Here is a 5,595-nt window from a genome sequence, read left to right on the forward strand (position 1 = left end):
AAAATTCTTCGCAAAAGGGTGTTGACGAACTGGCAAGGGAATGTAGAATGGGCGGCTCACCCGGGACGAAACGTCTCGGGGCGATTCAGAAGAAAGAGTCGCAAGTGATTGATCTTTGACAGTGTGCGCAGGTGACTTGTGTGGGCGCCTTGCGGTGGTTGGATGACTGTCCAACGCAATGCAAGGGTCCAACTAACAAGTCAGCAATGACGTTTTATGTTGGGACAACCCTTCAGAAAGATAGACGGCCAAGCCCGCAAGGGTGAGGTTGTCGAAAACTTAAGTGAAGAGTTTGATCCTGGCTCAGATTGAACGCTGGCGGCATGCCTAACACATGCAAGTCGAACGGCAGCATGACCTAGCTTGCTAGGTTGATGGCGAGTGGCGGACGGGTGAGTAATGCATCGGGACCTGCCCAGACGTGGGGGATAACGTAGGGAAACTTACGCTAATACCGCATACGTCCTACGGGAGAAAGCAGGGGACCTTCGGGCCTTGCGCGGTTGGATGGACCGATGTTCGATTAGCTTGTTGGCGGGGTAATGGCCCACCAAGGCGACGATCGATAGCTGGTCTGAGAGGATGATCAGCCACACTGGGACTGAGACACGGCCCAGACTCCTACGGGAGGCAGCAGTGGGGAATATTGGACAATGGGCGCAAGCCTGATCCAGCAATGCCGCGTGTGTGAAGAAGGCCTTCGGGTTGTAAAGCACTTTTATCAGGAACGAAATACCACGGGTTAATACCCTATGGGGCTGACGGTACCTGAGGAATAAGCACCGGCTAACTTCGTGCCAGCAGCCGCGGTAATACGAAGGGTGCAAGCGTTAATCGGAATTACTGGGCGTAAAGCGTGCGTAGGCGGTTTGTTAAGTCTGTTGTGAAATCCCCGGGCTCAACCTGGGAATGGCAATGGATACTGGCAAGCTAGAGTGTGTCAGAGGATGGTGGAATTCCCGGTGTAGCGGTGAAATGCGTAGAGATCGGGAGGAACATCAGTGGCGAAGGCGGCCATCTGGGACAACACTGACGCTGAGGCACGAAAGCGTGGGGAGCAAACAGGATTAGATACCCTGGTAGTCCACGCCCTAAACGATGCGAACTGGATGTTGGTCTCAACTCGGAGATCAGTGTCGAAGCTAACGCGTTAAGTTCGCCGCCTGGGGAGTACGGTCGCAAGACTGAAACTCAAAGGAATTGACGGGGGCCCGCACAAGCGGTGGAGTATGTGGTTTAATTCGATGCAACGCGAAGAACCTTACCTGGCCTTGACATGTCTGGAATCCTGCAGAGATGCGGGAGTGCCTTCGGGAACCAGAACACAGGTGCTGCATGGCTGTCGTCAGCTCGTGTCGTGAGATGTTGGGTTAAGTCCCGCAACGAGCGCAACCCTTGTCCTTAGTTGCCAGCACGTAATGGTGGGAACTCTAAGGAGACTGCCGGTGACAAACCGGAGGAAGGTGGGGATGACGTCAAGTCATCATGGCCCTTACGGCCAGGGCTACACACGTACTACAATGGTCGGTACAGAGGGTTGCAATACCGCGAGGTGGAGCCAATCCCAGAAAGCCGATCCCAGTCCGGATCGAAGTCTGCAACTCGACTTCGTGAAGTCGGAATCGCTAGTAATCGCGGATCAGCTATGCCGCGGTGAATACGTTCCCGGGCCTTGTACACACCGCCCGTCACACCATGGGAGTGAGTTGCTCCAGAAGCCGTTAGTCTAACCGCAAGGGGGACGACGACCACGGAGTGGTTCATGACTGGGGTGAAGTCGTAACAAGGTAGCCGTATCGGAAGGTGCGGCTGGATCACCTCCTTTCGAGAAAGGCAGCACCGCTGCCGCAAGACGTCCACACAAGGCACCTGCACATCCACACGCTTCGATCGACAGATCGCAAGGCGTGTTTGGTCGTTAGACCGGAAAGCTTATGGGTCTGTAGCTCAGGTGGTTAGAGCGCACCCCTGATAAGGGTGAGGCCGGTGGTTCGAGTCCTCCCAGACCCACCACCACGGTTTTACGGGGCCATAGCTCAGCTGGGAGAGCACCTGCTTTGCAAGCAGGGGGTCGTCGGTTCGATCCCGACTGGCTCCACCAGTACCTGGCGTCACGACCGCCCACGGATGTGTAGTAAGCGCACACAAAGATTAATGAAGCCTATCGGCGTTGAGGCCGGTGTGGTGTTCTTTGAAAACGTAAACGAGTGACAAGCGTTTTGGTTCGAAACCGAACCGAGATGTGTCGAAACAAGTTAAGGCAACGAATGCGTTGTTTGGCATCGATCCTGTGAGGGATCGGCCCTGAGGCGACTTGGGGTTATATGGTCAAGCGACCAAGCGTATACGGTGGATGCCTTGGCAGTCAGAGGCGATGAAGGACGTGGCAGCCTGCGAAAAGTGTCGGGGAGCTGGCAACAAGCTTTGATCCGGCAATGTCCGAATGGGGAAACCCACCGCTTAGGCGGTACCGTGCACTGAATACATAGGTGTACGGGGCGAACCCGGGGAACTGAAATATCTAAGTACCCGGAGGAAAAGAAATCAACCGAGATTCCGTCAGTAGCGACGAGCGAACGCGGAGCAGCCCAAAAGCGCACAGTGTTTTAGTGGAAGGATCTGGAAAGGTCCGCCATAGACGGTGATAGCCCGGTACGCGAAAGGGCACCGTGCGTGAAATTGAGTAGGGCGGGGCACGAGAAACCCTGTCTGAACATGGGGGGACCATCCTCCAAGGCTAAATACTCCTGACTGACCGATAGCGAACAAGTACCGTGAGGGAAAGGCGAAAAGAACCCCGGAGAGGGGAGTGAAATAGACCCTGAAACCGTATACGTACAAGCAGTGGAAGCCGGTCTTCGGACTGGTGACTGCGTACCTTTTGTATAATGGGTCAGCGACTTACTGTCAGTGGCAAGCTTAACCGTCTAGGGGAGGCGAAGGGAAACCGAGTCTGAATAGGGCGCATAGTCTCTGGCAGTAGACCCGAAACCGAGTGATCTATCCTTGGCCAGGTTGAAGGTGCGGTAACACGCACTGGAGGACCGAACCCACATCTGTTGCAATAGATGGGGATGAGCTGAGGATTGGAGTGAAAGGCTAAACAAACTCGGAGATAGCTGGTTCTCCTCGAAAGCTATTTAGGTAGCGCCTCGGACGAATCTTCCTGGGGGTAGAGCACTGTTATGGCTAGCGGGTCATCGCGACTTAGCAAACCATGGCAAACTCCGAATACCAGGACAGACTATCCGGGAGACACACGGCGGGTGCTAACGTCCGTCGTGAAAAGGGAAACAACCCAGACCCGCAGCTAAGGTCCCCAAGTTCTAGCTAAGTGGAAAACGATGTGGAAAGGCATAGACAGCCAGGAGGTTGGCTTAGAAGCAGCCACCCTTTAAAGAAAGCGTAATAGCTCACTGGTCGAGTCGGTCTGCGCGGAAGATTTAACGGGGCTAAGCTAGACACCGAAGCTCGGGGTGCACACTTAGGTGTGCGCGGTAGAGGAGCGTTCCGTAAGCCTGTGAAGGTGAGTTGAGAAGCTTGCTGGAGGTATCGGAAGTGCGAATGCTGACATGAGTAACGATAATGGGGGTGAAAAGCCCCCACGCCGAAAGCCCAAGGTTTCCTCGCGCAACGTTCATCGGCGCAGGGTGAGTCGGCCCCTAAGGCGAGGCAGAAATGCGTAGTCGATGGGAAGCAGGTTAATATTCCTGCACTTTTCTATAGTGCGATGTGGGGACGGAGAAGGTTAGGTCTACCGGGCGTTGGTTGTCCCGGGGAAAGGCGGTAGGCATGCATCTTAGGCAAATCCGGGATGCTTTATGCCGAGCACCGAGACGAGCCCTATTGGGCGAAGTGACTGAGACCACGCTTCCAGGAAAAGCCACTAAGCTTCAGCTATAGAAAAACCGTACCGTAAACCGACACTGGTAGGCAGGGTGAGAATCCCAAGGCGCTTGAGAGAACTCGGGTGAAGGAACTAGGCAAAATGGCACCGTAACTTCGGGAGAAGGTGCGCCCATCGGCGTGGTCACGTGCGTGACTGAGCGCTGATGGGTCGCAGTAACCTGGCCGCTGCGACTGTTTATCAAAAACACAGCACTCTGCAAACACGAAAGTGGACGTATAGGGTGTGACGCCTGCCCGGTGCTGGAAGGTTAATTGATGGGGTCAGCCGCAAGGCGAAGCTCTTGATCGAAGCCCCAGTAAACGGCGGCCGTAACTATAACGGTCCTAAGGTAGCGAAATTCCTTGTCGGGTAAGTTCCGACCTGCACGAATGGCGTAACGACAGCGGCGCTGTCTCCACCCGAGACTCAGTGAAATTGAAATCGCTGTGAAGATGCAGCGTTCCCGCGGCAAGACGGAAAGACCCCGTGAACCTTTACTATAGCTTTACACTGAACGTTGAGTTCTTCTGTGTAGGATAGGTGGGAGGCTTTGAAGCGCAGACGCTAGTTTGCGTGGAGCCATCCTTGAAATACCACCCTGAAGTGCTTGACGTTCTAACCTAGGCCCGTTATCCGGGTCAGGGACCGTGTATGGTGGGTAGTTTGACTGGGGCGGTCTCCTCCCAAAGCGTAACGGAGGAGCACGAAGGTACGCTCAGCGCGGTCGGACATCGCGCACTGTGTGCAAAGGCATAAGCGTGCTTGACTGCAAGATCGACGGATCAAGCAGGTACGAAAGTAGGTCTTAGTGATCCGGTGGTTCTGTATGGAAGGGCCATCGCTCAACGGATAAAAGGTACTCCGGGGATAACAGGCTGATACCGCCCAAGAGTTCATATCGACGGCGGTGTTTGGCACCTCGATGTCGGCTCATCACATCCTGGGGCTGTAGCCGGTCCCAAGGGTATGGCTGTTCGCCATTTAAAGTGGTACGCGAGCTGGGTTCAGAACGTCGTGAGACAGTTCGGTCCCTATCTGTCGTGGGCGTTGGAGATTTGAGGGGGGCTGCTCCTAGTACGAGAGGACCGGAGTGGACGTTCCGCTGGTGTTCGGGTTGTCATGCCAATGGCATTGCCCGGTAGCTACGAACGGAAGTGATAACCGCTGAAAGCATCTAAGCGGGAAGCACGCCCCAAGATGAGATCTCCCGAGAGCTTGACTCTCCTTAAGGCACCATCAAGACCAGGTGGTTGATAGGCGCGATGTGGAAGTGCAGCAATGCATTGAGCTTACGCGTACTAATGCGCCGTGCGGCTTGACCATATAACCCCAAGACGCTTCTTCAGTCTTAACAGCACATCTCGATTCACCAACTCGCTTGTCACTCGTTTACCCCTTTTGAAGCTGGCGCATGCCTGCGCTGCTTCAACCCCTTCCCTGGCGGCCATAGCGCTGTGGTCCCACCCGATCCCATCCCGAACTCGGAAGTGAAACGCAGCCGCGCCGATGGTAGTGTGGCTTGTCCATGCAAGAGTAGGTCACCGCCAGGGGCTTTATCCAAAACCCTCTCCCGACACCGGGAGAGGGTTTTTCTTTTGCGCCGTGCGTGCCCTCGCGGCGGCAACGACATCGTCAGCACCGGCGCTTGGTACAAAAGTCCTCCTCGCGAAGAACAGACTCGCGCAAAGCCCTTGGAGGAGCGCCCC

General features: G+C 55.2%; 2 tRNA genes and 3 rRNA genes. All 5 read left to right on the forward strand.

The features are described from left to right. Positions 1 to 280 precede the first annotated feature (280 nt). The 5 genes from OSC30_RS16685 to rrf all read left to right on the forward strand — a co-directional run bounded on the left by OSC30_RS16685 (position 281) and on the right by rrf (position 5,439). Positions 281 to 1,825, forward strand: a 16S ribosomal RNA gene (locus tag OSC30_RS16685). Between the two features lie 111 nt (positions 1,826 to 1,936). Beyond that, positions 1,937 to 2,013: transfer RNA gene (locus OSC30_RS16690), tRNA-Ile, on the forward strand. A 12-nt stretch (positions 2,014 to 2,025) separates the two neighbouring features. After that, positions 2,026 to 2,101: transfer RNA gene (locus OSC30_RS16695), tRNA-Ala, on the forward strand. A 225-nt stretch (positions 2,102 to 2,326) separates the two neighbouring features. After that, positions 2,327 to 5,212 (forward strand): 23S ribosomal RNA (locus OSC30_RS16700). Between the two features lie 113 nt (positions 5,213 to 5,325). Beyond that, positions 5,326 to 5,439, forward strand: a 5S ribosomal RNA gene (rrf, locus tag OSC30_RS16705). The 16S, 23S and 5S rRNA genes sit together here with 2 tRNA genes alongside, the layout of an rRNA operon. Positions 5,440 to 5,595 lie beyond the last annotated feature (156 nt).

The sequence above is a fragment of the Frateuria hangzhouensis genome (assembly GCF_026410505.1).
In the GTDB taxonomy this organism is placed as follows: domain Bacteria; phylum Pseudomonadota; class Gammaproteobacteria; order Xanthomonadales; family Rhodanobacteraceae; genus Frateuria_A; species Frateuria_A hangzhouensis.